Source organism: Thermotoga caldifontis AZM44c09 (assembly GCF_000828655.1).
In the GTDB taxonomy this organism is placed as follows: Bacteria; Thermotogota; Thermotogae; order Thermotogales; family DSM-5069; genus Pseudothermotoga_A; species Pseudothermotoga_A caldifontis.
This window is the reverse complement of the sequence record NZ_AP014509.1, coordinates 1,346,538-1,373,129: the sequence shown is the minus strand read 5'-3', so window position 1 is coordinate 1,373,129 and position 26,592 is coordinate 1,346,538. Positions and strand designations below refer to the sequence as shown.

27 protein-coding genes are annotated in these 26,592 nt (G+C 51.5%); 18 read left to right on the top strand and 9 right to left on the bottom strand.

The genetic code is table 11. The features are described 5' to 3' along the window. Positions 1-5: 5 nt before the first annotated feature. The 13 genes from TSP01S_RS06870 (at position 6) to TSP01S_RS06810 (ending at position 12,644) form a co-directional block, all read left to right on the top strand. A complete protein-coding gene (locus TSP01S_RS06870) occupies positions 6-1,676 on the top strand; it encodes an ABC transporter permease (protein WP_041077369.1) in 1,671 nt (556 codons plus the stop codon). Continuing rightward, entirely contained in the window at positions 1,673-2,767 is a 1,095-nt protein-coding gene (locus TSP01S_RS06865) for an ABC transporter ATP-binding protein (protein ID WP_041077368.1), read from the top strand. Before TSP01S_RS06870 ends, TSP01S_RS06865 begins: the two co-directional genes overlap by 4 nt. Then, the gene (locus tag TSP01S_RS06860) at positions 2,764-3,564 is read left to right on the top strand and encodes an HAD family hydrolase (protein ID WP_041077367.1); all 801 of its coding nucleotides are present in this window, start codon (positions 2,764-2,766) and stop codon (positions 3,562-3,564) included. Before TSP01S_RS06865 ends, TSP01S_RS06860 begins: the two co-directional genes overlap by 4 nt. Continuing rightward, a complete protein-coding gene (gene iolO, locus TSP01S_RS06855; RefSeq protein WP_041077366.1) occupies positions 3,561-4,376 on the top strand; it encodes a 5-keto-L-gluconate epimerase in 816 nt (271 codons plus the stop codon). Before TSP01S_RS06860 ends, iolO begins: the two co-directional genes overlap by 4 nt. Positions 4,377-4,413: 37 nt before the next feature. Beyond that, positions 4,414-5,562 carry an extracellular solute-binding protein gene (locus TSP01S_RS06850; RefSeq protein ID WP_041077365.1) on the top strand — a complete coding sequence of 383 codons (1,149 nt, stop codon included), beginning with the start codon at positions 4,414-4,416 and terminating at the stop codon, positions 5,560-5,562. Between the two features lie 47 nt (positions 5,563-5,609). Next, complete coding sequence (locus tag TSP01S_RS06845) at positions 5,610-6,437, top strand: ABC transporter permease (protein ID WP_070098382.1); 828 nt, start codon at positions 5,610-5,612, stop codon at positions 6,435-6,437. Continuing rightward, positions 6,434-7,243, top strand: a complete 810-nt coding sequence (locus TSP01S_RS06840; RefSeq protein ID WP_231848534.1) for an ABC transporter permease — start codon at positions 6,434-6,436, stop codon at positions 7,241-7,243. The genes TSP01S_RS06845 and TSP01S_RS06840 overlap by 4 nt, the downstream gene beginning before the upstream one ends. A gap of 4 nt (positions 7,244-7,247) precedes the next feature. Continuing rightward, positions 7,248-8,276 (top strand): ABC transporter ATP-binding protein, encoded by a 1,029-nt coding sequence (locus tag TSP01S_RS06835; protein WP_041077364.1) that lies wholly within the window; start codon positions 7,248-7,250, stop codon positions 8,274-8,276. Positions 8,277-8,327: 51 nt separating this feature from the next. Then, positions 8,328-9,731 (top strand): NADP-dependent phosphogluconate dehydrogenase, encoded by a 1,404-nt coding sequence (gndA, locus tag TSP01S_RS06830; protein WP_041077363.1) that lies wholly within the window; start codon positions 8,328-8,330, stop codon positions 9,729-9,731. Between the two features lie 69 nt (positions 9,732-9,800). Then, positions 9,801-10,523: a basic amino acid ABC transporter substrate-binding protein gene (locus TSP01S_RS06825; protein ID WP_041077362.1), complete on the top strand. Its 723-nt coding sequence runs from the start codon at positions 9,801-9,803 to the stop codon at positions 10,521-10,523. 36 nt (positions 10,524-10,559) lie between these two features. Then, positions 10,560-11,222 carry an amino acid ABC transporter permease gene (locus tag TSP01S_RS06820; RefSeq protein WP_231848533.1) on the top strand — a complete coding sequence of 221 codons (663 nt, stop codon included), beginning with the start codon at positions 10,560-10,562 and terminating at the stop codon, positions 11,220-11,222. 1 nt (position 11,223) lies between these two features. Beyond that, positions 11,224-11,976, top strand: coding sequence for an amino acid ABC transporter ATP-binding protein (locus TSP01S_RS06815; protein WP_041077360.1), 753 nt, complete (start codon positions 11,224-11,226; stop codon positions 11,974-11,976). Beyond that, positions 11,973-12,644, top strand: a complete 672-nt coding sequence (locus tag TSP01S_RS06810; protein ID WP_052463536.1) for an amino acid ABC transporter permease — start codon at positions 11,973-11,975, stop codon at positions 12,642-12,644. The genes TSP01S_RS06815 and TSP01S_RS06810 overlap by 4 nt, the downstream gene beginning before the upstream one ends. Before the next feature lie 32 nt (positions 12,645-12,676). On the opposite strand, the gene TSP01S_RS06805 is transcribed toward TSP01S_RS06810, so the two are convergent. From TSP01S_RS06805 to nth, 9 genes are all read right to left on the bottom strand, one after another. Further along, a complete protein-coding gene (locus TSP01S_RS06805) occupies positions 12,677-14,224 on the bottom strand; it encodes a bifunctional UDP-sugar hydrolase/5'-nucleotidase (RefSeq protein WP_041077359.1) in 1,548 nt (515 codons plus the stop codon). 79 nt (positions 14,225-14,303) lie between these two features. Then, positions 14,304-15,323 carry an aminopeptidase gene (locus TSP01S_RS06800; RefSeq protein WP_041077358.1) on the bottom strand — a complete coding sequence of 340 codons (1,020 nt, stop codon included), beginning with the start codon at positions 15,321-15,323 and terminating at the stop codon, positions 14,304-14,306. Further along, a complete protein-coding gene (locus TSP01S_RS06795; protein WP_041077357.1) occupies positions 15,320-16,411 on the bottom strand; it encodes a DUF917 domain-containing protein in 1,092 nt (363 codons plus the stop codon). The genes TSP01S_RS06800 and TSP01S_RS06795 overlap by 4 nt, the downstream gene beginning before the upstream one ends. Beyond that, positions 16,399-17,373: an oligopeptide/dipeptide ABC transporter ATP-binding protein gene (locus TSP01S_RS06790; RefSeq protein WP_052463535.1), complete on the bottom strand. Its 975-nt coding sequence runs from the start codon at positions 17,371-17,373 to the stop codon at positions 16,399-16,401. The genes TSP01S_RS06795 and TSP01S_RS06790 overlap by 13 nt, the downstream gene beginning before the upstream one ends. Continuing rightward, on the bottom strand, positions 17,366-18,325 hold the full coding sequence (locus TSP01S_RS06785) for an ABC transporter ATP-binding protein (RefSeq protein WP_041077356.1): 960 nt from the start codon (positions 18,323-18,325) through the stop codon (positions 17,366-17,368). The genes TSP01S_RS06790 and TSP01S_RS06785 overlap by 8 nt, the downstream gene beginning before the upstream one ends. Beyond that, a complete protein-coding gene (gene nikC, locus TSP01S_RS06780) occupies positions 18,322-19,176 on the bottom strand; it encodes a nickel transporter permease (protein WP_231848532.1) in 855 nt (284 codons plus the stop codon). Before nikC ends, TSP01S_RS06785 begins: the two co-directional genes overlap by 4 nt. Before the next feature lie 12 nt (positions 19,177-19,188). After that, the gene (locus tag TSP01S_RS06775; RefSeq protein WP_041077354.1) at positions 19,189-20,208 is read right to left on the bottom strand and encodes an ABC transporter permease; all 1,020 of its coding nucleotides are present in this window, start codon (positions 20,206-20,208) and stop codon (positions 19,189-19,191) included. A gap of 12 nt (positions 20,209-20,220) precedes the next feature. Then, positions 20,221-21,762: an ABC transporter substrate-binding protein gene (locus tag TSP01S_RS06770; protein WP_041077353.1), complete on the bottom strand. Its 1,542-nt coding sequence runs from the start codon at positions 21,760-21,762 to the stop codon at positions 20,221-20,223. Positions 21,763-21,818: 56 nt separating this feature from the next. Then, positions 21,819-22,439, bottom strand: a complete 621-nt coding sequence (gene nth, locus TSP01S_RS06765; protein ID WP_041077352.1) for an endonuclease III — start codon at positions 22,437-22,439, stop codon at positions 21,819-21,821. A gap of 56 nt (positions 22,440-22,495) precedes the next feature. Here nth and TSP01S_RS06760 point away from each other — a divergent pair, with 56 nt between their 5' ends. The 5 genes from TSP01S_RS06760 to TSP01S_RS06740 are packed head-to-tail and all read left to right on the top strand — an operon-like array spanning position 22,496 to position 26,592. Continuing rightward, on the top strand, positions 22,496-23,572 hold the full coding sequence (locus tag TSP01S_RS06760) for a M24 family metallopeptidase (protein ID WP_041077351.1): 1,077 nt from the start codon (positions 22,496-22,498) through the stop codon (positions 23,570-23,572). Between the two features lie 15 nt (positions 23,573-23,587). Then, complete coding sequence (gene efp, locus TSP01S_RS06755; RefSeq protein WP_041077350.1) at positions 23,588-24,145, top strand: elongation factor P; 558 nt, start codon at positions 23,588-23,590, stop codon at positions 24,143-24,145. Between the two features lie 13 nt (positions 24,146-24,158). Next, positions 24,159-24,503, top strand: coding sequence for an Asp23/Gls24 family envelope stress response protein (locus TSP01S_RS06750; protein WP_041077349.1), 345 nt, complete (start codon positions 24,159-24,161; stop codon positions 24,501-24,503). A 7-nt stretch (positions 24,504-24,510) separates the two neighbouring features. Continuing rightward, positions 24,511-24,933: a transcription antitermination factor NusB gene (gene nusB, locus TSP01S_RS06745; protein WP_041077348.1), complete on the top strand. Its 423-nt coding sequence runs from the start codon at positions 24,511-24,513 to the stop codon at positions 24,931-24,933. A gap of 12 nt (positions 24,934-24,945) precedes the next feature. Then, complete coding sequence (locus TSP01S_RS06740; RefSeq protein ID WP_041077347.1) at positions 24,946-26,592, top strand: formate--tetrahydrofolate ligase; 1,647 nt, start codon at positions 24,946-24,948, stop codon at positions 26,590-26,592.

The following is a 26,592-nucleotide window of genomic DNA, read 5'->3' as shown; positions in this document are numbered from 1 at the left end:
GGGGAATGTTCAAGCAGGTGAAGAGGCTCCTGAACGAACCGGTTCTGTTTGCCATGATAGTGTTCGTATGGGTTCTGTTGTTCCTGTTCGTGATCTATCCGATCTTCATGGTCGGTTTGAAGAGTTTTGAGCCGAAACCCGGCGTCTTCAATTTGACGGTCTACAGAACGATATTTTCGAAAAGGTACTTCCTAATACCGATATTCAACACCCTCAAGCTTGGAGTCACTGTGGCCTGTTTCGGTGTCCTGATCGGTTACGTCTTCGCCTATTCAGTGGCGAAGGCGAACGTGCTTGCGAAAAACTTTTTCAGAACCGTTGCGACCTTTCCCATAGTTTCACCGCCGTTCGTCGTTGCACTGGCCGCGATTCTGCTCTTCGGTAGGAACGGTCTTTTCACGAGAAAGCTCTTCGGTGGGATCCCGCCGTTCGAAATATATGGTTTCTGGGGCCTCGTCATTGTGGAAACGCTTGCGTACTTTCCAACGGCTTTCTTGACGCTCGAAGGCACTTTGCTATCGATAGGATCGGACCTTGAAGAGGCCTCGCAGAGCCTTGGGTACAGCAAATGGAGGACCTTCTGGCGCGTGACTTTCCCCCTGAGTTTGCCGGGCGTGCTGTCGGCGTGGTTGCTGGTCTTTTCGCAATCTATGGCCGATTTTGGTAATCCTCTCGTGCTCGGTGGTAGATACCACGTTCTCAGTGTCGCTGCGTACCTCGAGATCACCGGCAGTTACAGAGTATCCCACGGTTCAGCCCTCGCCATCATACTGCTGATACCCACACTGATCGCCTTCTTCGTTCAAAGGTACTGGCTGTCCAGAAAATCTTTTGTGACCGTGACTGGGAAGAGTTTCATATCTAAAGCTATGGAGTTACCGAGATGGGCGAAAGCCATCTTGACAGTGATCTGTCTTTTGCTTACAGCTTCAATATTGCTCTTCTACGGTACGGTCTTTCTCGGTTCCTTCACCAAACTTTGGGGTGTGAATCATTCGTTCACCCTGGACAACTACAGATACGTGTTCAATTTCAGCTGGGAATATTTGAAAGACACGTTGCTACTCGCCTCCATAGCGACTCCCATATGCGGTGTGCTCGGCATCATGACCGCTTATCTCGTCGCCCGAAAAGAATTCTTTGGCAGAAGGATCATGGAGGCTGTTTCCTTGCTGCCTTTCGCGGTTCCCGGTACCGTCGTTGGTATCGGGTATCTGCTGGCGTTCAACCAGAAACCTCTGATCCTGACCGGTACTGCCCTGATCATAATTCTGGTGTTCGTCTTCAGAGAACTTCCGGTCGGTGTCCAAAACGGGGTTGCAGCGCTCTACCAGATCGACAAGTCCATCGAGGAGGCATCCATGGACCTTGGAAGCAACAGTTACCAAACGTTCTGGAAGATCACGTTACCGCTCTTGATGCCCGCATTCTTCACGGCACTCTTCAACGCATTCGTGCGTAGCATGACGGCCATCAGTGCCGTGATCTTCGTCGTTTCGGCGAAATGGAATTTGATCACGGTGCGCATCTTAGGAGCAGTGAGCAATGGGGATCTTTCGCAGGCCGCCGCGTTGAGTTGCACACTGATAGGTTTCGTGATCGTCGCGATGTTCCTGATGAGGTTCATGACGGTCAACCTTTCCTATCAGATGAAGCTCAGGAGGGTCGAGAGGTGAGTGAATACTACGTCGAAGTCAGAAATCTGGTCAAGCTGTTTAAAGATCCCGCGACGCACTCGATCGTGAGGGCCGTGGACGGTGTGAGTTTTGGCGTTGAAAAGGGAAAGCTCGTGACATTGCTGGGACCATCCGGCTGCGGTAAGACAACAACGTTGAGGTTGATAGGTGGATTCGAAATTCCCACATCGGGCGAGATATTGATCGACGGTGTCGTCGTCAACGATTTTCCTCCGAACCGTCGTCCGACATCGATGGTGTTCCAGAGCTACGCGCTGTTCCCACACCTCAACGTGTTCGAGAATGTGGCTTACGGATTGAGGGTGCGAAAGATGTCGAAGGAAAAGATCCGTGAAAAGGTCATGCACATGCTGAACCTGGTTGGACTTTCAGGACTGGAGAAAAGATATCCCAGCCAGCTCTCCGGTGGACAACAGCAGAGGGTCGCACTGGCACGTGCCTTGGTGGTCGAACCGAAGGTGTTACTTTTGGACGAACCGCTGTCCAATCTCGATGCGAAACTGAGAGAGCAAATGAGGGTTGAATTGAGAAAGATACAGATGGAACTCGGTATCACGAGCATCTACGTCACGCACGATCAACTCGAGGCAATGACGCTTTCTGATTACGTGATAGTCATGAAAGATGGAAAGATCGTCCAGAAAGACACACCTGAGATGCTGTACAGATTTCCCGCGAACGTCTTCGTGGCTGGCTTCATAGGCCGGGCGAGTTTCATCGAAGCGAGGGTCGTGGAACAGAGGATGAACGACTGCCTCGTCGAACTGAACAACGGTAAAAAGATCAGTGTCGAGGTAAGGCAGGGAACGACGTTCAGTCCAAAAGAAGAAGTGTTGCTGGTGCTCAGACCCGAGGGTGGTCGGTTCGTGCCCGATCGGGAAGGAATCTTGAGTGGTGAGGTTGTGACGAGGATCTACACGGGCTCAACGTTCTACTTTGAAATCAAAACCGATCTGGGACAGATAAGTGTGGAACTCCACGCCCACGAGACTCAAAACGTTCCGCAGGTGAGGGAGATCGTTCATGTCAACTTCGAAAGATCATCCATGGCGGTGGTGAGGAAACAGTGAGGCTTCTCGTGTTTGATCTGGATGGGACACTCCTCGAAAAAGACGGAACGCTCGATCCAAGGACCGTGGACCTGTTGAAACAACTCGACAGCTCTGGTGTGAAGAGCACCATCGCCACGGGGCGCTCCCTGAAAAGCGCCAGACACTTCATTGAGACACTCCCGCTGAAAATCCCAGTGGTACTCTTCAACGGGGCACGTGTGTACGATCCAGTGAGCGGTAGTTACATCTATTCCAAATCGCTACCTTGGAGCGTCGTTGAAAGGTTCGTCTCGCGGTGCAGAGAAGTTTCCGTGAGCTCATTCTTTTTCGTCGACGAAGACGTTTACGCTATGAACCCGGGCTTGCACGCGAGTGATTACATCTTCCGCGATGGTCTGAGCTATTTTTCCTTAACGAACCTTAGCCAGTTATCTGGCAGAACGGTCACAAAGATCGTCATTGCCGGTTTGGTCAACGAGTTGACAAAACTCAGATTTTCCACAGAGTTCAATGACCCTCGTATCAACGTGACACGATCTGAGGAAAACCTGCTCGAGGTGCTACCGGCCGGGGTGAGCAAGGCTGAGGCGTTGAAGTGGTTGTGCGGTTTTCTGCGTCTGGATCTGAAGGACGTTGTCGCGTTCGGGAACGGTGAAAACGATCTCGAGATGATAAAAACCGCCGGCATTGGGATCACGTTCGCGGATGCACCGCCATCTTTGAGGTATCACGCCAGGATGGTCCTGAGCACTTGCGGATACGTCGGGCTCAGGGAATTCGTTGAGAAGCACATCGAAAGGGCGGTGTTACGGTGAAACTAGCGCTGGTTGTAAGCACATCGGATGCGGCGTTCGACGCACTGGCGTTCAAGGGTGATTTGTTGAAGGGTGTTGAGATGGCGAAGAGGATTGGGTACGACGCGGTTGAGATCGCTGTGAGGGATCCAAAACTCGTGAACGTGAAAGAGCTCAAAGGCTTCTTGGATGAGCTGAAAATGCCTGTTGCCGCGGTCGGAACGGGACAGGCATACCTTGTGGAAGGTTTGAGCATCACATCGGAAGATCCTTTCATCAGGCGGCGCGCGCTGGACAGGTTGAAGGATCACATCGATTTCGCTTCCATTTTTGGGGCCAAAGTGATCGTTGGACTGATCCGCGGTAAGAGAGAGAAGAGGACTTTCGAAAGGGTATTCCAGCTGTTCATAGAAAGCCTCAACGAACTTGCAGACCACGCGGCGGGAAAAGGGGTTGAACTCGTCATCGAACCGTTGAACAGATACGAAACTGATTTCATCAACACACTGCAGGAAGCGAAAATGGTTCTGCAGAATCTGAATAAACCCAACGTTGGAATCCTCGCGGACACGTTTCACATGAACATCGAAGAGGTGAACTTGGAGGAAAGCATAAGAAATTTTGGCGCGTGGATCAAGCACTTCCATGTCGCGGACAGCAACAGGTGGGCACCTGGTTCGGGACATCTGAATTTCGATTCCATATTGAAGGCTCTGCACGAAGTCAATTACGAAGGTTACGTCTCGGTCGAGTGCTTACCACTGCCTGGAGGTCAGGAAGAGGCAGCGACTTTGGCCTTTAAGACTTTGCAAAGCGTTTTGAAAAGACTCTGAACTTTCTATGGCCAAATCCAGAGGGGGGTGAGTTTTTATGAGGAAACTGTGCGGCGTGGTGATGTTGATCATCGCGGCTGTCTTGCTTGCCCAGGCGGACATCCCGATCAAGGTCACACTCACCATGATGGTGGCTGGAGATCAGAACATGGTTGACTTCTTCCAGTACGAGATCGCTCCAGAGTTCGAAAAACTGTACCCGAACGTGAAGGTCAAGGTCGTCGGTACCGGTCCGGGAGATGCGGGCTCACAGCAGATCATCCAGCAGTTGCAGCTTGAGAAAGATTCTGGAAAGGACAAGTGGGCGATCGATCTGGTCGTGATCCACGAGGCTGGGGCGATCTGGGCGATCGAGCGTGGACTCATACGACAGTACACAGACTTTCTGACCACGAGAAGACTGGTGACCATGAAGACCGCAGAAGTCGCACTCGGCGTCAACGTGAACGGGTACGTCATGCCGATGTTCCACAGTCAGACGGCCATCGCTTACAACCCGAGGTTCGTCAAGAACCCACCAAAGAGCTACGCCGAGCTCGTCGAGTGGGTGAAGAAGAATCCGAAGAAGTTCGGTTACAACGGTATCAAAGGTGGTATGTCTGGCGTGTCGTTCGTGTTCGGTTGGGTGTACTGGAAATCCAAGAACCCTGACGTGTTGATGAACGGCCCATTCGACGAGAAGTACATGGAAGACTGGCCACAGATCTACGCCGAACTCAAGGAGTTCAACAAGTACGTAACACTGACGTCGGGAAACGCGGGCACTCTCGATGCGCTCAACCGAGGAGAAATCTGGATGGGTCCAGTTTGGGTAGACATGTTCTACACGTGGATAAGGGAAGGAAGGATGGACCCGAACATCAGGTTGATCCTGCCAGAACCTGGCATGCCCGGCCAGCCCATGTACTTCGCGATACCGACAAAGGCTGCGAATGCAGATTACGCGCTCAAGATGATCGAACTCGTTACGTCCCCCGCCGTGCACGCAAAGTACATCGTCGACAGGTTCAACTGGTATCCAGCCATCGGAATCGAATACGTCTCTCCGTATCTGAGCAAGGAGGTTTTTGACAGACTCTACCGGGACATCAAAGAGGAAGAGCTCCTCAAGTTTGGCAAACGCATGCCCATAGCCGACTACAGAACCAGGATGCTGGAAGCTTACGAAAAATGGGTTGAGAAATGAACCAGGCGAGGCTCCGTGCCTCGCCTTTCTTTTTGGAGGATGAAATCATGAGACGGAGAAAGGAACTCATGGTTGGCTTTCTGTTGATCCTCCCCGCGTTGATTGTCTTGGTTACTCTGTACGTTTATCCACTGGTACTCTCCATTTACATGAGTTTTGTTGTGCAGGGAAGGTTCAGCCTTGCGAACTATCTCAAGGTTTTTGAGATTTACTGGCGTGACATCATCTACAGTGTCGCCATAAGCCTAGTTGCCACCGCTGTCACGTTGGGATTGAGTATCGGTGTGTCCGGTTATCTGCGTTTCAAGAGCTGGAAGTTCCTGGAAATCATGTACAAATTGCCCCTATTCATACCCTTCCTGATCGTGGGACATGCGATGAGAGTGTTTTTGGCGCCACACGGAACCCTGAACAACTTGTTGACCAGAATTCTGCGCATTGAAGAACTACCTGGTCTTTCTCGAAGCTGGATTGGCTTGGTCTGGGCGTTCGTCTGGGTTATGACCCCTTACGCTGCGCTCATCGTGCTTGGAGCGTTCAGGAGCTTGGACAACGCTTACATCGAAGCTGCGCGGAATTTGGGAGCATCCAGATGGAAGATCGTGTTCGACGTTTTGATACCCATGTGCAGGCCTTCCATCATGGTGGCGTTCATACTGACCTTCGTGAGAACGATAAGCAGTCTGACGATACCGATCATGGTCGGACCCGCCAGCCCGAACATGATCACGGTGAACATGATGTTCAGGGTGAACTACTTCAACGATTGGGGTACTGCGAACGCTTTAGGTGTGATTTCTTATTTGATCGTCATGGTGTTTGCGATCTACTATCTGAAGTTCATGGCGGCCGAGCGAGGGGGTATCAAAGCGTGACAGGATTCTCGATCCTCAAAATGACTCTGAAAGTTGTATTGATTTTCGTAGTGCTTTTGCTCGTGGTGGGACCACTCGTGGGGATAGTGATCTGGAGTTTCGCAAGAATCTGGTACTGGCCCAGCCCAATTCCGCAGGAATTCACACTGCGTTATTGGGCTGAAGTGTTCAGACAGGGAAGAGTGCTGAGTTCTCTGATGCTGAGTCTGAGGATAGCTCTGATAACCGTGGGTCTTTCGATCTCGATTGCGATCCCCGCTGCCTACGCCTTCGCCCGCTACAGATTACCGGCGGAGCGCGTTTTGCTCTTTCTGTTTCTGATGCCTCAAGCTTTTCCTCAGCTTCCTGTTTTCATCAACCTCGCTCGCGTCTTCGGAAAGATCGGACTGAGAGGCAATCCGTGGGGTATCATCCTGGCACACACTATGGCCTCGCTCGTTTTCTCCCTCTGGATAATAACTGCGACGTTCAAGTCCATCCCGCTCGATCTCGAGCAGGCGGCACAGAATCTCGGAGCGAGCAGATTCCGTGTATTCTGGACGATCACGTTTCCACTGGGAATTCCGGGTATCGTTGCGGGTGCGATACACGTGTTTCTCTGGTCGATGGGTGAATTCAACGCTGCGTTTTTCATCGGTGCTCCCTTCATACAAACGGCACCCGTGCTGATGTACACCGCGAGCGCTGGTTACAACATGCAGATAGCGAGTGTGATCGCCATCGTGCTGATGGTGCCGTCTCTGCTGTTCATGCTCGTCATCGAGAAGTTCCTGAAGGCTGAGTACATAGCTGGGATTGGGGGCTGAAAATATGGACGTGCTGAGGCTTCAGGGCCTCAGGAAGTATTACGGCAGCGTGAGGGCGTTGGACGACGTGTCTGCGGAGATCGAAGAAGGTGAACTGTTCGCGGTCATCGGGCCGAGCGGTTCAGGAAAAACAACTTTGCTGAGATCCATCGCAGGCTTTGTGCAACTGGATGCTGGGAGGATTTACATAAAGGGTCGCGACGTGACGGACCTACCTCCGGAGAAGAGAAACGTGGCGATGTTTTTTCAAAACTATGCGCTCTGGCCACACATGACCGTTTTCGAAAACGTCGCCTACGGTTTGAAGGTGAGGAAACTCAGCAAGGAAAAGATACGAGAAAAAGTGGAATGGGCGCTGAACTTTCTCGACATAGCGCACCTTGCGGATAGAAAACCCAACCAGCTCTCCGGAGGACAACAGCAGAGAGTGGCACTGGCGAGAGCGATCGTGGTTGAACCGGATCTGCTGTTGCTCGACGAACCGTTGTCGAATCTGGATGCGAAGATCAGAATGAGGATCAGATTCGAACTCAGAGCGATGCTCAAGAAACTCAACATTGCGACGCTGTACGTTACACACGATCAGGAAGAAGCGTTGAGTATAGCCGATAGAATCGCCGTCATGAACAACGGAAAGATCCTGCAGGTTGGAAAGCCCCGCGAAATATACCTCAGGCCAGCGAACTTGTTCGTTGCGGACTTCGTTGGTGTGAACTGTGTCGTCCGCACGAGGCCGCAGCTTGTGGAAAGGATCGGGCTGGACGTTCCCGAAGGAGTGGAAGAGGTGAACGTGGTTATAAGGGCAGAGGAAGCGAGGTTGGCCCGTCCCGGAACGTTGAAGAAAGGAGAGGCAAAGGAACTACTTTTGAACGGTACTGTTGTCGGCAAACTCTACATCGGTGCGAGAACACGTTATGAGATCAGATTGACGGATCTGGAAGAGAACATTTTTGTGAACAGCGATGAAGATTTCGAAGTGGGGGAGTCCGTTCAGATTCTGTTGAAAGAAGGTAGCTATTTCCTTTTCCCGTGACGTTGTGTTGTATCATTGTATCGAAACGAAAGCTCGAGGAGGTCGGACAGTGTGAAAGCAGATATAGGTCTCGTTGGTCTTGCCGTCATGGGGCAGAATCTGGCTCTGAACATCGCTCGAAAAGGTTACAGTGTCGCAGTGTACAACCGAACCGCCGAGAGGACGAAGAAGTTCGTCGAAGACAGGGTGAGGTCTGAAAAGATAATACCCGCCTACAGCATCGAAGATTTCGTGGACAGCCTTGAAAAGCCGAGGAAAATCGTACTCATGGTCAAGGCGGGTCAACCTGTGGACGACATGATCGGCGAGCTGTTGCCACATCTGGAACGTGGAGATTTGATCATAGATGGTGGAAATTCACACTACGCTGATACGGACAGAAGGTTGAGGGAGCTCGAAAAGGAAGGCATCCTTTATCTGGGTATGGGTGTTTCGGGCGGTGAGTACGGTGCTTTGCACGGTCCATCCCTCATGCCAGGCGGGACCAGACAGGCGTACCAGCTCGTTGAAAAGATTCTGCTCGACATAGCCGCCAAGACAGAGGATGGGCCATGCTGCACCTACGTAGGAGATGGGTCGGCAGGACATTTCGTGAAGATGGTCCACAACGGCATCGAATACAGCATCATGCAGAGCATCGCGGAAATTTACGATGTGATGAGAAAGGCTCTCAAACTTTCCAGCGGGCGGATCGGAGAAATATTTGAAGACTGGAACAAGGGAGAACTCTCGTCTTTCCTGATGGAGATTTCATTCAAGATCATGAACTGGAAAGATGAGGAAACCAACAAACCTCTCGTTGAATTGATACTCGACAGAGCCGAGCAGAAAGGAACGGGTAAATGGTCCACTCAAGTCGCCCTCGATCTGGGGGTTCCTGTTTTCTCGATGGCGGCCTCGGTTTTCGCCCGCGTGGTGTCCTATTACAAAGAAGAAAGACAGAAACTTTCGAAGCGGTACGAACCTGTCCTGAAACCGGATGGAAGCATCGAGGTTGAGGAATTGAGACGGGCCTTGTCGCTCGCTTACTTTCTGTCTTACTCTCAGGGAATCTGGCTCATCCACGAGGCTTCGAAATCTTTCAACTATGGGGTGAATCTGCTCGAAGTTTTGCGCATCTGGAAGGGTGGTTGCATCATCAGGTCGAAGATGCTGGATTTTCTCAGAAGCTTGCTGAAAAATTCTCCGGAGAACGTAACCTTCTTGGACGATGAAGAAGCTCGAAAGTTCGTTGAAGAAAGGCTCCCATCGGCGATCAAGGTCAGCAACTTCGCAAGATCCTGTGGGATAGCCACACCCGCTCTGAGCGCGTGTCTGGATTATCTGTTCAGTTTGATCAGCGAGAATCTGCCAGCAAATTTGATACAGGCGCAGAGAGACTTCTTCGGTGCACACACGTTCCAGCGGATCGACAAGCCAGGAACGTTCCATGTTGAATGGCAACCACTTGAGTGATGTGAAACTCATGGTATAATGTTTATCACAACTAAGGTGTTCGATGTAATCTCAAGGGAGGTGGCATCCGTGAAGTTCAAACTGTTTGTTCTCGTGCTGTGCGCCGTGGTGACGCTGTCGTTCTCAAAAACGATCACGGTCGGGACCAGTGCGGACTTTCCACCTTTCGAGTACATCGAGAACGGTCAGTTCGTCGGATTCGACATGGATCTGATGAGAGAGATCGCGAAAATCGCCGGCTTCGAGTTGAAGTTCGTGGACATGAGTTTCGATTCGCTCATACCTGCACTCCGTGCCGGACAGATCGATGTGGCTGCGGCGGCGATGACGATCACGGATGAAAGAAAACAGGTTGTGGATTTCTCGATACCTTACTGGACTGCGGACCAGAGCGTCGTGGTCAGGGCTGATTCGAACCTGACGATCACCGTGCTGTTCGGCAAGTACAGAATCGGGGTTCAAACAGGTACAACGGGCGATCTCTGGTGCACGGACGAGCTCGTTGGAAAGGGTATCCTGCCGGAGAAGAACCTGAAAAGGTACGACACGTTCATACTGGCGCTGAGCGATCTGTTGAACGGAAACATCGACGCGATAGTACTCGACTCACCCGTTGCGAACAGGTTCGCTGCAACGAAGCCCGTCAAGGTTGTCGGTATCATAGTGACGGGAGAACAATACGGTATCGCGGTGAGGAAAGGGAACAAAGAGCTCCTCGAAGCTATAAACAGAGCGCTACAGCAGATCATCGATTCTGGAAAGATGGCCGAGTTGATCGATAAATACTTCTGAAGATCGTGGGGAGTGTAGAGCATAGAGAAGTTAAAATTGATCGTCGAATCCTTACCGTTCCTGCTTAAAGGAACGCTCGTGACGGTCTGGTTGACCGCACTTTCCCTCTCGCTTGGACTCATCATCGCCGTGCCTGTGAGTTTCTTACAGGTTTACGGCGGACGAGTCAGCAGGTTCATCTGTTCGATCTACGAAAAAACTTTTCGCAGTATACCCTTGCTCGTTCTTCTCATGCTCATCTTCTACGGCCTTCCCGAGATAGGGATCAGGCTCGAACCGTTCCTCGCCTGCGTCCTCGGACTCGCCATAAGGAGTTCAGCGTACCAGTCACAGATCTTCAGAGGTGCGATACTTTCCGTGTCTAAGGGGCAGACGCTCGCAGCTTACTCGCTCGGTATGAGCAGGATGCAAACCTTCTGGCACGTCGTCTTTCCCCAGGCTCTGAGGTTCTCGATCGCTCCCTGGACCAACGAACTCACGGTGGTGCTGAAGGATTCTTCGATGGCCTACGCGCTCGGTGTGGTGGAACTTCTCAGGCAGGGCAGTTACATCGTGGCGAGAACGTACGAACCCACGCTGATCTTTCTGACCTGCGCGGCGATATATCTCATTTTGACAGTTTCCGCCAACAAGATTTTTGCCGCGATTGAAAAGAAACTCACGATCCCCGGTTTCGAGATGAGGGAGGTACTGCACTGACGTGGATGACGTCGTGCTGAAAGTAGAGGATCTGAGAAAACGTTTCGGTTCTCTCGAAGTGCTGAAGGGTGTTTCCTTCGAGGTGAGGAGGGGACAAACTGTAGTCATTCTGGGTCCCAGCGGGACGGGGAAGAGCACCCTGCTCGCCTGCATAAACCGCCTCGTTGAACCCGATTCTGGCAGAGTTTTTCTCGAAGGCGAGGAGATCACATCGAAGAACGCCCAGAAGATGAGGCAGAAGATAGGTTTCGTTTTTCAAGATTTCAACCTGTTCAACCATCTGACCGCGCTCGACAACGTGAGGATCGGCCCCATGAAGGTTCAGAAGCTTTCCAAGGAAGAAGCGACAGAAATCGCGCTCGAACAGCTCAGAAAGGTCGGATTACTGGACAAGGCGAATCATTATCCGTCTCAGCTTTCCGGTGGTCAAAAACAGCGTGTCGCTATCGCCAGAGCCCTCGCGATGAGGCCGACACTCGTACTCTTCGACGAACCCACCTCGGCACTCGATCCTGAGCTCATCGGTGAAGTTTTGTCGGTGATGACAGACCTCGCCAAGGAAGGTATGACGATGGTCGTGGTTACGCACGAACTTGGTTTTGCGAGGAGCGTGGCGAACGAGATCATATTCATGGAAGGTGGAGTGATTCTGGAGCGAGGCACACCCGAAGAGTTCTTCACCAACCCCAAGACCGACCGTGCGAGACAGTTTCTCAAGAAACTCAGCGAGCTGTACGGGGAGAAGGCGCGATGAGCTTTTTGCAAATCGTACAGCAAGCTTTGCCGAGGCTGATGAACGGGCTCGTAGTTACGTTGTATCTCACCATGTTCGCTGCCGGGGCTGGACTTTTAATCGGCACAGCGTTGTGCGTGGGAAGAGTTTTTGCGAACAGATTTGTGAGCATGCTCTGCGCTGGTTTCATAGAATTGATAAGAGGAACGCCCATGCTCGTTCAGCTCTTCATACTGTACTACGGTCTGCCAGTTTACGGGATAAGACTCTCACCGCTGGTCGCAGCGTTGATAGGCTTCACAATAAACAGTGCGGCGTACCAAGCCGAATACATAAGGGGTGCGGTTCAATCGATCGGAGCGGGACAGATGAGGGCAGCTTACTCCATCGGTATGAGCAAATGGCAGGCTGTGAGGTTGATCATCCTACCACAAGCTTTAAGGCGTGTCATTCCCGCATGGACAAACGAGTTCATTTACCTGCTCAAATACACCTCGATGGCTTACATCATAGGGGCACCCGAAATGATGGCGCAGGCGAAATTCATAGCGAGCAGAAACTTCGAGTTCTTCAAAGTGTATTTGCTCACAGCGCTGATCTACCTCTCCATAGTGTGGCTCAGCGCGTACGTCTTTTCACAGCTCGAGAAAAAATTGAGGATACCTGGAACGATCCTGGGGGAAAGATAGAAAGAAGAGGGGCCCTGACCGGGCCCCTCCGTTCATTCCCTTATGTACCTCGGCGACGAATCGTAGTCTTTTATCTCTCCTCCGAGCACCGTCTGGATGTACTCTACGAGCACACTGTCGAGCCTGAAACCGGTGTCGTAACCGGGCAGGTTCGTGAGCACGGTGTAGCCATCACCGCCACCGGCGAGGTAGTTGTTCGTCACGACCACGTACACCTTGTTGGGGTCTATGGGTTCGCCTTTCACCTTGGCCTCAACGACCTGGCCAGCGACGCTTTTCCACGTCAAACCTCCAACCTGCAAAAAGGCACCCTGTCCTTCCTTCACAGTCGCGGCGTACTCTAAGACTTTCATCAACTGTTCTCCGGTCATCTTCAAGACGTAGAGCGTGTTCCCGAACGGTAAAACTGTCAGGACGTCTCTCACGGTGATGTCACCAGGTCTTATCGAAGCCCTTATTCCTCCACCGTTCATGAGTGCGACGTCGGCGTTGACCTTCCACATCATGGCATCGCAGATCATGTTCGCCAGGTTCGTGCTCTTAGAACGTACGTTCGCACGTTCTCCGTCGAGTAAAACGTGTGTTCTACCGATCACCGTGTTGAGTCGCTCATCGCCAAGCTGTCTGAAGTAGTCGAGCACGGTTTTGACGTAGAAATGTTCTTCGTATGGTTTATCGATGAACTCGTAGATGTCCTTACCCTGCTCGTCCTTCCCCTTGTACACTTTCAAGTTAACTGGTATCGCCCTCCAGCTGTGAGAAACGATCTTTCCATTCTCGATCTCGAGATCCAGCCTCCCAACGTATTTACCCCATTCCCAGGCTTGTACAACGATGACACCGTTCACAACCTGCGCCGTTTCGAACCTCGTGTGGCTGTGACCATCCACGATCACGTGGATGCCGTTCACAAGTTGAGCGAGTTGCTTGCTGGTGGTCTTTCCTTCCCCTTCGGGTTCCCATCCAAGGTGCGCCAAAACCACTACGATGTCCACTCTGTCCTTCAATTCTTCGACGAGTCTCTTCGCCGTTTCGACGCAGTTGGCGAACGTTGCACCTTTCAGATGCAGTGGTTCAAGGATCGCAGTTTCCTCAGTGGTTAGACCAATGATGGCCACTTTCACATCTCCAAAGTCCTTCACGATGTATGGTTCAGGCTTCACAACGCCTTCCGGATCGTGGAAATTGGCGCTCAGCATCGGGAACTTGGCGAGTTTCATCTGTCGTGCGAGTATTTGTTTGGGTTTGTCGAACTCGTGGTTCCCCAGCACCATCGCATCGAGCCTCATCATGTTGAATGCGACTATGTCCGGTGCGGCATCGAGCATGTCCGACTCGGGAACACCCGTGTTCATGTCCCCAGCGTGCAGGAACAGGACGTGGCCTCCCGCAGATTCTACCTCTTTTCTTACCTCTTCCACAATGGTTGCGATCGCGGCGAATCCTCCGATGTTTGGATTGTTCGTTTCGTTCCATGGCCACGCATGACCGTGCGTATCGTTGATGTGCAGGATCGTCAGTCTCGCCGCAAACAGAGCGACGACGCAGATCAACAGCAAGAAGATTACGAACCTTCTCACCTTGAGTCACCCCCTCGTGAAAAGATTGTATCGCACCACACGATGAAAACAAAATGAATCGGATAACGATCCTGACTTTTCAACTGATGATCTTCAACAGTTCCTCGTCCACCAAGTTGCCATCTTTGAAGATGGTTCTTCCATCCACGACGATCGTGGAGTTCAGGCACACACCGTCGCAGTGCGAAGGTGCCCGATCGGGCTCTGTTCGATCGGGAACGAGGTCCTCGCTCGTGTAACCTATGCCCCATTCACTGCAGCCCCAGACGCGTTCGTCCTCCAGAATGTTCCCACTCAGCACGGCTCCGGGGTTCAAACCGAGCGAGATGTGTGCGAGTTTGAACATATCCTCATGTTCAAAGGATCTCAACCAGGCTTCGAAACGCCGAGCCTCCTTGCCGCCCGTTATCTCGACGATTCTACCTGCCCTGATTGTCAGGGCTACGGGTTCTCTCAGTACTCCCACGGGTGGGACGATCGAGCCGTCGAACACTATTGTGCCGTCGATTGAATTTTCGATCGGGCTCCAGCTCATCTGACCGGGCAGCATGTGGATACCTGGTTTACTGGCGTCTCCATGATCGCTGATGATCGGCCGTTCAGGATGGTTCCTGAACGTCACATCTGTTCCAGATGGGTTCTGTATCCGAACTTCTCTGGCTTCCTTCAAAATCTCGGAGAGGGTCTTCATGAACCTGCCCAGCTTCTCGAGGTCTATGTCCAGTGTCCGAACGAACATCGCTTCGTCCATTCCAACCAAGCACATGTACCTCAAATTCTGGTTCTTGATCGCGGTTTCGAAGGCCGAAGAATACAGCAACCATCGCTCGTTGAACTCGATCCAGACATCGGCGTTCTGGAGCGCTGCACTCAGGGATCTCAAAGGTAGTTCAGGATCTGCGGCCTTGCCCACTCCCTTCGGAGCTGCCACACACAACAAGAGCGGCTTTGCACCGGCTCTAACAACCTCACCTGCAACCGCTTCTATCACTGCAAAATGTGAAAGTGTATCGTAACTGATCACGACTTCTTCATCGCTTTTCACCCTCAGTACCTCACGAACCAATTTTGTTGCGGGCCTGGACAGGTCGAACCTCATCTGCCTTCCTCCTTCTTCAAAAGTACGGCGTCGAAATCGAAACCGAAATGTCTGGGCCCAAAAATCTCTATTGCCCTCTGACTCCGCCACAATTCACTGGCCGCCACACCGAGTACGAACACGTGTTCTTTTTTCTTCAGGTGTGGGTTCAGCACAGGTGAACCATCTTCAGCCCTCAGTACGATGATGAGGTCCGGACATGTCAGACACACCTGTCCGTCCAACCATGCGATCAGATTTTCATTCTTAAACCAGATCCTGAATTTTCTGCCCGCAAAATTGCCAACGCCTGTGAAAAACATGTCACCGTACGTGAAACCAGCTTTATCTTCCCATACGGCATCGGAGTCTGCCACTCCTTCGAAGAGAATCTTTGCATCGAGTACTCTTGCGATGGCCTTTACGGGGTCCTCCCCTTTCTGCAAAGCCTCCTGCCTCGCCCTTCCAACCTGCCAGGCGAGACTCACCGTACCCTTCACGATACTTTTTCTCACGACAGAACCTTTCAATGGATGAGAAGTCACGCCCACCTTGCCACCGCTGACCACGGCGATGGCTCGGGTGATCTCCTCAGCCTGTTCGTCACAACAGACTTCATCCACTATCACCTTGTCACCGAGATAGTTGCAGATTGTGAAGGGTGTCATGGGAATTTCGAGCAGGTAGAAACTCGTGTGCTGAACCTCGGGAACCGCTCTTCCAACAGGATCCGCATCGAGGACTGGGACGTTCGAACGCGCGGCGACTTCGAAAGCAGCCGCTGTGTTTCCCCCACCGAGCTCGGTTGGGAAAACGGCACTGAATTTCTTTCCCATGTAGCGTTCCAGAAGCTTAAAGGATTCTAGCACTGGTGATCCTACTCTTCTTTGCGTTTCGTTCACATCCCGTGGAGAAACAGATCCGACGAAATACGGACACGCAACCAGATCATCGTCGCTGAGTTCATCGACTGACATCAGAATTATTCTGTCTCTCACAGCACTTCTCACAGTTTCGAGGCCCCTTTGTAGATCTCCTCCTCCACCGGTTCCTAAGATCGCACAGCCAAAAAGGATCGTTTCGACATCGTTCAAGGTCAGTTCGACCATGAATTTACCTCCTTCCATCTGATGCACGATACGAACCTTTCTGGTGAAACTTCGACAAGGCTCATATCGTAATCCTCACAGTCCCGAGTGGCATGAACGCATCTGTTTTTGAAATTGCAACCAGTACCGGTGTATCCGTCAGATTCTTTCAGAGTGACGGGTTTTCTCATTTCAACGTTCGGGTCTGGATAGAATACAGATTCCATGAGGAGTTTTGTGTAGGGATGCATGGGGTGGTCCATGACTTCTTCCGTTGGGCCGATTTCAACCAGTTTTCCCAGATACATGACCAGGACCCTTTCTGCAATGTTTCGCACCACTCCCAGATCGTGACTGACGAATATGTAACTCAGGTGCAAATTCTGCCGCAACTCGTTTAAAAGCCTCAGGATCTGCGCCTGTACCGAGACATCCAGAGAAGAAGTGGGTTCGTCCAGGAGGAGGATCTTCGGTTGCACGGAGAGTGCCCTGGCTATAGCCACCCTCTGGCATTGACCGCCACTGAGTTCTCCGGGGTACCTCTCTGAAAGTTTGGGATCCAGCCCCACCTTTTGGAGAAGATCGTTGACAAGATCAATCAGCTGCGATCTGCGCATTCTCCGCTGTGCAAGTACGGGTTCGACGACGATGTCAAAAACCCTGAGTCGTGGGTTCAGAGATGTGACAGGATCTTGAAAGACCATCTGAATTTTCTTTGCAACTTTTTCTCTGTATTCTCTCCCTTTGAGAAGTGTGACGGATTGACCATCTATGAAGACTTGTCCGCTGGTTGGCTTGACCAGACCGTTGATACACCGAATCAGCGTGCTTTTGCCACTGCCCGATTCTCCCACGATGGCGATACTCTGACCATCCTGCACCGAAAAGGTCACATCATCAACCGCTCTGACAAGAATCTTTTTGCCCCACAGACCTTTTCCTCGGAGCACGAAGTATTTCTTGAGGTTCCTCACCTCAACCACGTTGTCCCCTCCAAAGGTGACAGGAAACGAAATGGTTCGGTTCTGCTTCCACCAGGTTGGGTGTCGAGATGCTGCACTCATCGAACGCGTGTCCACATCTCTCCCGGAAAGCACATTCGCTGGAGATTTCATTGAGCGATGGTAAAGAACCAGGAATAGGCTCTGGAAGCTTTTTCCGTCGGGGATCCAGCACGCAATTCAGCAGACCAACCGTGTATGGATGCAGTGGATTCGTGAACAGTAACCTCTTCGGTGCAATTTCAACAACACTTCCCGCGTACATCACCACGATCCTATCGGCAAGCTGAGCAACGATACCGAGATCGTGCGTGATGAAGAGAACTGAGAATTTCTTCGCCCGCTGCAATTCCCAGAGCAGATAGAGAATCTGCCGCTGGACAGTGACATCGAGTGCCGTGGTCGGTTCATCTGCTATGAGTAAGCTCGGCTCGCAAGCCAGTGCCATGGCTATCATGATGCGCTGTCTCATCCCTCCAGAAAGTTCGTGTGGATAGGCTCGAAGCACCCTGTCCACATCGAAGAGCTGAACCTGCTTGAGCAGTTCGGGAATTCTCTCCTTTGCCTCGCTTCTGGTCATATTCCATCTGCTCATCAGAACGTCGAGAAGTTGTTGTTCAACAGTGTACAGTGGATTCAATGAAGACGAAGGATCCTGGAAGACAACCGCCACTTCCTTGCCGCGTATCCTTCTGACGGTCTCTCGATCGATTTTCATCCCCTTGAAGAAGATCCCACCACTGTATACAGCATTTTCCGGTAGAAGTCCTATGATCGAGAGGCCTGTCACCGTTTTACCACAGCCAGTTTCGCCGACGAGAGCGACGATCTCGCCATCCTGGATGGTCAGAGACACGTTCCTCAGTGCCCTGACTTCTCCGTAAAGCGTTTTGAAACTCAGAGAATAGTTTTCAAACCTGACCAGTTCTTTCAAACCAGCATTCTCCTCCTTAACCTTGGATCTATCAATTCTCTGAGTACGTCACCGAGCAGGTTGAAGGACACAACGAGCAACAGCACGAACAATCCTGGAAACGTGGGAACCCACCAGTAGTTCAAAAAGTAAGCCTTTCCCTCGCTGATCATCAATCCCCAATCGGCTTTCGGGGGTTGAACACCGAGACCGAGGAACGATAGTGCTGCCGCCTCGAGTATCGCGCTACCCATGTCCATCGTGCACTGAACTGCGAGTGGAGCGATACAGCCCGGCAGAATATGCCTGAACATGATCTTTGCGCTGGAAACACCCGCAGCTTTGGCGGCTTCTACGTACGCAAAAGTCTTTATAGACAGTGCCTGAGATCTCACCAACCGAGCGTACCAGGGCCACCACGTCACCACCAATGCAAGTATGGCGTTGAACAAACCCTTGCCGAGTGTAGAGGCGATCAGGAGAGCCAGTAACAGCGGTGGAAAGGAGAGAAAGATATCGGTGAAACGCATCAGAATGTTGTCCACGAATCCTCCAAAGTAAGCCGAGATCAGACCGATGGGGACGCCTATCAACGCTGACAGGAACACGACCAGGACCGCTGTCACGAGTGACGTCCTTGAACCATACATTACGCGACTCAGAATGTCTCGACCCATGTGGTCGGTACCGAAGGGGTGTCTCCAACTCGGCGGTTGCAGACGTTCAGCCATGTTTGGTTCACCGAGCGCCTGCTCCCTGTAGGGAACTATCCACGGAGCTGTCAGAGCCATTGTGACGAAAATCAGAACGATCAGGAGACTGAATCTGGCAAACGTATTTTTAAACGCAAGCTTCAGAAGTTTCAGGTTCAAAATTATACCTCCTCAGAACCTTATCCTGGGATCGATCTTCGCTTGAATCACGTCCACGAGGAAATTGATGAAGACGTAGCACACCGAGGTGACGATCGTTACGCCGACGATTGCCGGATAATCCATACTCAGAATGGCATTCGCCGCGTATCGTCCCAAACCAGGCCAGTTGAATATCAACTCCACAAGAAAAGCTCCCACGAGCGTGTACGCAAAGGAGAGCGCAACTGTCACCATCGCAGGTGCTATCGCATTTTTCAGAGCGTACCCGAAATATATTTTTCTCTCTGGAATGGCGTAAGCAAACGCAGTTCTTATGTAATTCTCTTGCAAGACTTCGACCATCATGGATCGCACCTGCCTGGTGATCAAACCGATTGGATACGCTGCGAGCGTTATCGATGGGAGTATGAGATGCTTGATCACATCGAGGAAGGCGGTGTAGTTTCCGGCGAGTAGGGTGTCGATCAGATAGAATCCTGTTCTCTCATGGAAAGGATGGAGCAGCGAAACGAACGTATCGATCCTGTCCGACAACGGCAGAACACCGAGCCATTTGAAGAATAGAAGCTGAAGAATCATTCCGTACCAGAAGCTCGGCAGAGACACTCCGACGACGGCGAACAGTCTGCTCAGATTGTCGAACCATTTGTTCCTCTTCACCGCGGCGAAAACACCGAACGGTATACCGAGTGCGACAGCGAGGAATTCCGCGACGAGGAGAAGTTCGAAGGTCGCGGTCAAGGCGGTTCTTATGTCCTGAATCACAGGATTGTGCGTTCTTATAGATATTCCGAAATCGAATCGTAGAAGATCCTTCAAGAAGTATCCAAACCTGACCAGTAGAGGCTCGTCGAGTTTGAGCTTTTCCCTCGCCATCTGAATGGCGCTGTGGGTAGCCTTGGGGCCAACCCACAGTGCCGCTGGATCAGAAGGCACCACGTTCGAAACTATGAAGACCACGAATATTACACCCAGCACGACGAAGATCGACCAAACCAGCCTCGAGACAATGTAGCGTGCGAGGTTCACGTTGTTCTGACCTCACAACGCATTTTCAAGATCGTAGAAGAACACGACATTCGGGTAAGCTGGGTTCGGCGTGAATCCCTTCACGGACTTGTGAACAACGTAAACATCGTTGATCTGATACAGTGGAACGGTGGGAAGGTCTCTGCGGAGGATCGTTTCGACCATCCTGTAGAGCTGTTCGGCACGTTTTGGATCGGTGCCTTCCAGTGCAACGGCTTCGTCCATGAGTTTGTCGACTTCCTCGTTGTAGTAATAAGACAAGTTGAACAGTATTTCTTGTTCTGTATGGAACATACTGAAGAGAAAATCGTAAGGTGTCATGACCGTTGGCCACCAGTACATGATGAACATATCCTGCGCTTTCGTTGGATCGCTCCTCGCCCAGGCCCATTGTTGTTCCCAGTTCATCGGGCGCAACTCAACCTCGATGCCCAGTTTTTTCAGGCTTGACCAGATCAGCTCCGACGCTTTCTTTTCCCCCTCGTCAGACTGCAAATAGGTCAGCACCAGTTTCACGCTCTTGGGATCTATGCCCGACTCTTTGAGGAGTTCTCTCGCCTTGTCCAGATCCTGGGACAGAGCGGGTAGATGGCTTGCGTAACCGAACATTCCTTTGGGTATGATACCGGCGGGTTGAAGACCATAACCTAACAGAACGTGGTTGATGATCTCTTCATAAGGAATCGCGTAGGCGATGGCAGCTCTGAATTTCGGGTTGCTCAGAGGCGGTTTCTTCGTATTGAAGAACAGATACAGTACCTGAAAGCTCGGTTTTTGGACAATGTAAACGTTCGGGTTGTTCTCGAGTTTCTTCAGATCGTCGTATATGAGGTTTCGTGTGATGTGAATTTTCCCGGCAGTGACCATTTGCATTCTGAGGGAAGGATCGGGGACTATTTGGATGACTGCTATATCGAATTTCTTGTCGGTCCAGCCCTGCCAGTAGGCATCGAATTTTCTCAAAACTACCTGCGTCTTGGGATCGTACTTGCTTATCGTGTACGGACCGGTCCCCGCGTCGTTACCTGCGTTGAACCAGTTTGCGATGGCCTCATCGTCTCCCAACTCAGCCACTTTCGGACTGAATATGAAAGCCCCGTAGCCAGCCGAAGCCACGAGCGGGATGTTAGCGGGATATTTCAGCTTGAAAACGACCGTGTACGGATCGGGAGTCTCAATTTCCGCAACACTGTCCCAGATGTAAGCAGGTCCACCCGCAAGCCTGATGGTTCTTTCAACGGAAAATTTCACAGCCTGTGATGTGAGCTCGGTGCCATCATGAAACTTGACACCCTTCCTGAGTTTGAACGTCCACACAGTACCGTTCTCGTTGGAAGACCATTCTGTGGCGAGCAGCGGAAGGAGCTTGCCGTCAACGTAGCGCGTCAGGGTTTCGTAAACGTTGTTCAGTACGATTATGGAATTGGAAAACTCGGTGCTGGGATCCAGCGTGATCATTTCCGAACCGTAGGCGTAAACGACCATGGTCTGTTTTTGACCGAGGGCAACCGCGAGTGTCATCACGACGAGGCAAAAAGCGAGGAACCTTCTCATGTTGCCACCCCCTGCGTTCTGTTTGACCACATTATACTGCGGGATTTTTTGACTTTTCAACGTCTTTTCTGCAAAAAATATTCGCAGTCACCACTCACGGGACAGACCTCGCACTTCGGCTTTATCGGGAGACAAATACGCCTTCCAAACTCAACCATCGAACCGTTCAGTGGTCCCCACAGATCCTTCGGAACGATTTTCATGAGCTGTTGCTCTGTTTCTTCCGGTTTCTTGCTTTTCACAAGGCCCAACCGATTCGAGATCCTGTGCACGTGTGTGTCCACGGCTATCGCAGGCTGGTCGAAAGCATGGTACAGAACTATGTTCGCAGTTTTTCTTCCCACGCCTGGAAGCTGGAGCAGTTCCTCGAGGTTGTCCGGCACCTTGCCATCGAATCTCTCAACGATGGTTCTCGCCACCCGTACGATCCTTTCAGCTTTCTGCTTGTACATACCACTCTCTCTGATGAGTTCGTAAAGGTCCTCTGGTTCAGCTTTTGCGAGTTCGTACGCGTTTGAATAACGCGCGAAGAGTTTTGCGCACGCCTTTTCCGTGTTTTCGTCCCTGGTACGCTGACTGAGAATGGTACAGATGAGTATCCTGAAAGGATCGGAGGAAAACTTTTCACGCGGGAACATATTCACGATCGTTTTGACGATCTTTTCTACCCGGCTCATGAAGATTTCTCACCTCGCTCGATATTGTACAATCGAAAAGATGGAGGTGATCGAAAGTGGAGAGAGTCAAGAAATTCATCGAAGCGCTGGAAAAAGAGGGGATAGATGCTGCGCTCGTATGCAACGTCGAGTATTCTTCGCGACCAACCACGATGTATCTGTCCGGCTTCACCGGCTCTCTGAGCTTTCTCGTGATCACGAAGGAGAATCAGTTCATAATCACCGACTCGCGGTATTTCGAACAAGCGAAGCAGCAAACGTTTTTCACGCTGATCGAACATCGTGGTCTGAACGTGTACGACACCATCACTAACGTGCTCCAAACGGTGAAACCACAAACGATAGGTCTCGAGTTCTCACGAGTCAGTCATGAGATGTACATCAAACTCACCGAGAGATACCCGGCGGTTTATAAACCCATCGACCACATTGTAGAGCGGATGCGCATGGTGAAAGAACCACAGGAAATAGAGAACATAAAGAGAGCGATTCATATCAGTGAGGAGGCACTCATACAAACTCTGCCGTTGGTGAAAGACGGTGTCACTGAGAAAGACATCGCGGCTGAGCTCGAGTACCGAATGAAGAAACTCGGTGCCGATGGAATCGCGTTCGAAACCATCGTGATCTCAGGTCCCAGAACGGCGCTGCCACACGGCAGGGCTTCGGACAGAAGGATAAGGATGAACGAACCTATCCTTTTCGACTTCGGAGCGAAATACAACGGATACTGTGCCGACATCACGAGAACGTTCTATCTTGGAAAACCCGACGAGGAATTCCTGAAAATCTACAACACAGTACTCGAAGCTCAAACCCTGGCGCTGGAAAAAGGTAATGGAAGGATGAGCGGAAAAGAGCTCGATTCCATCGCACGCGCTCACATAGTTAACAAGGGCTTCGGTGAGTGTTTCGGCCATGGACTGGGACACGGTCTGGGCTTGGAGGTTCACGAAGCCCCGAGGGTGAATCAGAGCAACGAATCCATCTTGCCAGTTGGTGCGGTAGTCACGATCGAACCTGGAATCTACATCGAAGGCAAATTCGGTGTTAGAATAGAAGAGGATGTCGTGATTCGTGAAGACTGCTTAGAGAGACTCACTCATCTCGAGAGAAAACTCCAGGTTCTATGAGTGGAGGTGAAGGTATTGATAGAAGTTGGTGATCTGAGGAAAGGTATGGTCATCATGTACGAGAATGAACCTTACAGAGTCATCGATGTGAACAAGCATCACATGGCGATGGGACGTGGGCTTGTCAGAACCAAGTTGAAGAACGTCAAGACCGGGCTCGTCAGGGATGTGACGTTCAGCAGCGGTGACAGGGTCCCGGAGGCGGACCTGACGTTCAGGAAGGCGCAGTATTTGTACAGCGATGGCGACCATTACTATTTCATGGCGCTCGACGATTACGAACAGATAGCGTTCAGCGAGGAAGAAATCGGCGATGCGAAGTGGTACCTGACAGAAAATCTCGAAGTCGATCTGCTGATGCTCGAGAACAGTCCGATAGGTATTCAGCTCCCGAACGTGGTGGTGCTCCGCGTCGTGGAGACGGAGCCCAGCTTCAAGGGAGACACGGTCTCCGGCGGTGGGAAACCGGCAGTTTTGGAAACCGGACTGAGGATCACCGTACCGTTTTTCGTGGAGGCTGGAGAACTCGTCAAAGTCGACACGAGAACCGGTGAATACTTGGAGAGGGCTTAAAGGAGGTGAGGGCATGGATAAGGGTTTCGGAACGATAGACATATCTGACAACGCGATAAGGGAGATCGCCTTCAGGAGTGCTTGCTCCGTACTGGAATTCTCTGACGAGAAGAAGCAAAAGAAACTCAAAAAGTCGATTGACATCGAAAGGACTCCCGAAGACAACATCATAGTTTCAATGAAGATCTCGGTACCGTTCGGGAAACCTTTCACCGAAATCGCCCGGAAACTGATGGAACAGGTGAAGTTGGACATCGAACGGATGACAGACTTGCAGGTAACTTCGGTCAATGTGACCATAGAAGATGTGGAAGAAACCAGTTTGGTGAAGGAAGAGGAGGAAGAGACCAAGGAGTGAGACAAGAATGTCGCGCCGCAGCAGGATGAGGGAGTTAGTCTTCAAAGTGATATTCCAGAACGAGTTTCGAAACGATCTCATCGAAACTGTCCTTGAAGAAGTTCTCGCAAAAGAAAAATCGGATTCGATCCGTAGAGACGTCGAAAGATATGTCAAAGGTATATACGAACGCCTGAACGTCATAGATGAAAAGATATCTTCGTGTTTGGAGAACTGGACCTTTGATCGTCTCTCGTGCGTGGACAGGTCCGTGTTGCGATTGGGAACTTACGAACTGCTCTACGAACCAGATGTACCTGTACAGGTGACTTTAGACGAAGCTATAGAGCTCGCCAAAAAGTACGGCACTGAAAACAGCGGCAGGTTTGTCAACGGCGTTCTTGACAGAATAGCCAAGCAGTACGTTTCAGAAGAAAAGTGGCGCTTGTAAGGGGGAATACTCATGACGCTCTCGAACACCGTTCAGTTGAAGCCTGTCATTGAGATAGCCAACAAACTCTCGATTCCTATGGAACATCTGAAGCTGTACGGGAACTACATCGCGAAGGTGTCTCACAGGCTACTTTCAGAACTGCGACCCAAAGGTAAGTTGATCGTGGTCACCGCCATCACACCGACTCCCGCCGGTGAGGGGAAAACAACGACGAGCATAGGACTGTCGATGGCTCTGAACAGACTCGGTTTCACCTCCATCGTGACGTTGAGAGAACCCTCCCTCGGGCCAGTGTTTGGCATAAAGGGCGGGGCAACCGGTGGCGGCAAATCTCAAGTGCTGCCGATGGAAGACATAAACCTCCATTTCACAGGTGACATACACGCAGTCTCGAGTGCTCACAATCTGATCTCTGCGATGATCGATGCACACGTCAGGTTCGGAAACGAACTGGATATAGACGTGACTAAGATCACGTGGCCGAGGACCGTGGACATGAACGACCGTGCGCTGAGAGAGATCGTGGTGGGGTTGGGAGGACACGCAAACGGTTATCCGAGACAGGACAGGTTCGTCATCACGGCTGCTTCAGAGATCATGGCCATTCTGTGTCTTGCGAAGGATTTGCAGGATCTGAAGAAGCGTGTTGGGGAGATCGTGGTGGGCTGGACGAGAACCAACAAACCCGTGAAGGTTTCGGACCTGCAGGTTCAAGGTTCTGTCGCGGTTCTGCTGAAGGATGCCATCAATCCGAACCTCGTTCAAACCAGTGAGAACACGCCCGCGTTCGTTCACGGTGGACCGTTCGCCAACATCGCCCACGGTACCAATTCCATCATCGCTACGAAAATGGCGCTCGGTCTGAGCGATTTCGTTGTGACCGAGACTGGCTTTGGCTCCGATCTCGGTGCGGAGAAGTTTCTGGATTTCGTCGCGCCGACAGCGGGTCTGAGACCGTCAGCTGTTGTTATCGTCGCCACCGTCAGGGCGTTGAAGTTCCACGGAGGAATGAATCTCAAGGATCTGAGCAAACCGAGCGTTGAGGCATTACAAAGAGGTGTGGAAAATTTGAAAGTTCACATCGAGAACATGAAGAAGTACAGAGTGCCCGTGGTTGTCGCAATAAACAGGTTCGATACCGATACCGAGGAAGAGCTGCGCTTTTTGCAGGACTTCGTTGAAGGTATGGATGTTCCGGTGGCGGTCAACGAAGTATTCGCGAAGGGTTCAGAAGGAGCCGTGGAACTTGCGGAAAAGGTCGTGCGGGTTGCAGACGATTCGAGGTACGAGCCCCTGCTGAAGGGATCCGAACCCGTGCGTGAGAAGATAGAAATACTCGCGCGAGAGATCTACAGGGCGAAGAACGTTGTTTTCACGAAGGAGGCAGAAGCTTCGCTCGAGAGGCTCGAAAAGAACGGTTATGGGAATTTACCTCTGATAGTGGCAAAAACCCAGTATTCCATATCAGACGATCCTGACAAACTCGGTGCCCCGAAGGATTACACGTTCACCGTGAGGGACTTTCTGCTTTCGGCGGGCGCAGGATTCGTCGTGGCGGTGGCTGGAGACATCATGCTGATGCCGGGCCTTGGAAAGAAGCCGAACGCTGTGAACATCGACATCGATGAGAACGGTAACATCGTTGGGCTGTTCTGA

Bases quoted from the DNA above. Each gene is read 5' to 3' on its own strand.
- nth (WP_041077352.1), bottom strand. From the start codon at position 22,439: ATGAGCCGGGTAGAAAAGATCGTCAAAACGATCGTGAATATGTTCCCG.
- TSP01S_RS06850 (WP_041077365.1), top strand. From the start codon at position 4,414: ATGAGGAAACTGTGCGGCGTGGTGATGTTGATCATCGCGGCTGTCTTG.
- TSP01S_RS06800 (WP_041077358.1), bottom strand. From the start codon at position 15,323: ATGAGGTTCGACCTGTCCAGGCCCGCAACAAAATTGGTTCGTGAGGTA.
- TSP01S_RS06770 (WP_041077353.1), bottom strand. From the start codon at position 21,762: ATGAGAAGGTTCCTCGCTTTTTGCCTCGTCGTGATGACACTCGCGGTT.
- TSP01S_RS06750 (WP_041077349.1), top strand. From the start codon at position 24,159: ATGGATAAGGGTTTCGGAACGATAGACATATCTGACAACGCGATAAGG.
- TSP01S_RS06740 (WP_041077347.1), top strand. From the start codon at position 24,946: ATGACGCTCTCGAACACCGTTCAGTTGAAGCCTGTCATTGAGATAGCC.
- TSP01S_RS06845 (WP_070098382.1), top strand. From the start codon at position 5,610: ATGAGACGGAGAAAGGAACTCATGGTTGGCTTTCTGTTGATCCTCCCC.
- TSP01S_RS06870 (WP_041077369.1), top strand. From the start codon at position 6: ATGTTCAAGCAGGTGAAGAGGCTCCTGAACGAACCGGTTCTGTTTGCC.
- TSP01S_RS06795 (WP_041077357.1), bottom strand. From the start codon at position 16,411: ATGGTCGAACTGACCTTGAACGATGTCGAAACGATCCTTTTTGGCTGT.
- TSP01S_RS06810 (WP_052463536.1), top strand. From the start codon at position 11,973: ATGAGCTTTTTGCAAATCGTACAGCAAGCTTTGCCGAGGCTGATGAAC.
- TSP01S_RS06835 (WP_041077364.1), top strand. From the start codon at position 7,248: ATGGACGTGCTGAGGCTTCAGGGCCTCAGGAAGTATTACGGCAGCGTG.
- nusB (WP_041077348.1), top strand. From the start codon at position 24,511: ATGTCGCGCCGCAGCAGGATGAGGGAGTTAGTCTTCAAAGTGATATTC.